This is a genomic window from Empedobacter sp. UBA7252, from assembly GCF_002472765.1.
GTDB classification, from domain to species: domain Bacteria; phylum Bacteroidota; class Bacteroidia; order Flavobacteriales; family Weeksellaceae; genus Empedobacter; species Empedobacter falsenii_B.
The window spans coordinates 366-2418 of sequence record NZ_DKSQ01000097.1; the positions used below are offsets into that span (position 1 = coordinate 366).

A 2053-nucleotide genomic window follows, 5' to 3' on the forward strand; every position below is an offset into this window, starting at 1 on the left:
ACTAAAATAATTATATTTAATACCTACGTAGTGATGAAGTACGACAATTAATATTAATAAAATGTCTATGAATAGAATATACGAATTACTCAATCTACATATTGGAGAAGAAGATAAGAATAAGGTCAAAGAGGATGTACAAAGTAATATCTCATTTAAAGGAGCAAATTTATGGATTTTAGCATGTGCTATTTTGATAGCTTCAATAGGTTTAAATGTTAATTCAACAGCAGTTATTATAGGAGCTATGTTAATTTCACCTTTAATGGGACCAATTGTAGGTTCTGGTTTTGCATTAGCTACTTATGATTTTACCCTATTAAAGCGATCTACTAAGAATTTGTTTATTGCAACATTAGCTGGATTGGTAGTTTCGTGTTTATATTTTTATTTAAGCCCATTTAAAGAAGTAGAGTCAGAAATATTAGCCAGAACATCGCCTACAATTTATGATGTCCTAATTGCTTTTTTTGGAGGTGTCGTAGGAGCTATATCAATAACAAGAATTGAGAAAGGTAACCCAATACCAGGGGTAGCAATAGCTACTGCATTAATGCCACCATTGTGTACAGCAGGTTTTGGTTTAGCAACTCTCAACTTTAAGTTTTTAGCGGGTGCATTATATTTATATAGTATAAATTGTTTTTTTATTGCCTTATCTACATTTTTGGTATTGAAGTATTTGAAATATAAGCCAATACAAACCCAAAATCCTGCACTAGACAAAAAAGTACGACTAACTATAACTGTTTTGATGTCTTTATTAATTTTACCTAGCTTCTATCTAGCCTATAATCTATTACAAGAAAAAAGATATACACAAAACGTAAATACATTTATCCAAAAAGAGTTTCAGTTGAAAGGTAAAACTATTATTTATAAAAATGTAAACTTTAGATCAAATCCAAAGCGTATTGAACTTGCATTTTTAACAGAGAAATATGATAGTTTACAAATAAAAGAATTTAATAATAAGCTAGCGGATTTTGGTTTAGAAAATACAACTTTAGTTGTTCGACAAAATAATAGTGATTTAAAACAAGAAATATTAAGTGAAATAAATAAAAATCAGCTAAACGTAACAGAAAAAGATTTACAAATACAACAATTAAAAACACAAATAGAGCAAAAAAAAATTGGAGATGCTACTACTGAACGTGAAATAAAATCCTTGTTTCCTTCAATACGTTATGTTTATTTTGGGGTTATTCAACATTATAGTGATAGTTTAGAAGCAAAACCAATAGTGATTTATCATTCAGAACAAGAAATTGATGAAAATCTATTGTATAACTGGTTGAAAATAAAATTAAAGAGTGATAATTTAGCATTGATTAAAGAATAATATTTACTTTTCTATTCTAAAAAGATTGATTTAGAAGATGTTACAATATTTTATATAATAAGGTTATTTATAATCTTACTAATCCTATTTTGCTGAACGATATAATAATACGAATTCTTAAGTTAAATTTTTTTAATGTTTATTCTTATTTTGAATTACGTCAAAACCTTTTTTCTCGATACAAAATTCTTTCAGAATTCCACTCAAAATGATGGTTGTGTAATTGAAATGGGCAGAATTTATAACGTGATTAAATTAAACTTTATTTGACTTGGTTCAGCAACAATTCGAATGTAGACTGAATAGCTTTAAGTGATTGAAACTTGACGAGCTGTGAACGAAATTGGTAGGTGATGAAGGGGAATGATTGCTAAGGATGTAGATGTTAGATATTCGATTTTCGATTTGTGAAATGTATTATGTATTATGTAAAATGTATTATGTATTAAGTAGTATGTTTTCAGATTAAGGATGAGGTTTTGAGATATCAATATTGAAAAAAGAATAAAAACGTAAAACTTATTACGTAAACATATCGCTCACTAATCTTTTTTACGCTTGTTTCAATGGATTGAAACTCGTCTGCAAATCGTATGTCGATTTGGAATTTGTTGTTAAAAGGGATTATAATATTGAAAAAGGATGAGAAACCGGCATTAAAACTCTCACGTTAAGAAAATGGTTGAATGGAGCGTTAAAAAGGTTTTA

The 2053-nt window shown here is 27.9% G+C and carries 1 protein-coding gene; it reads left to right on the plus strand.

The window, feature by feature from the left end:
* The first annotated feature begins 67 nt into the window (after nucleotides 1-67).
* On the plus strand, nucleotides 68-1345 hold the full coding sequence (locus B2X73_RS13740; RefSeq protein ID WP_280046398.1) for a DUF389 domain-containing protein: 1278 nt from the start codon (nucleotides 68-70) through the stop codon (nucleotides 1343-1345).
* Nucleotides 1346-2053 lie beyond the last annotated feature (708 nt).

Coding starts and splice junctions, on each gene's coding strand:
- B2X73_RS13740 (WP_280046398.1), top strand. CDS start 68: ATGAATAGAATATACGAATTACTCAATCTACATATTGGAGAAGAAGAT.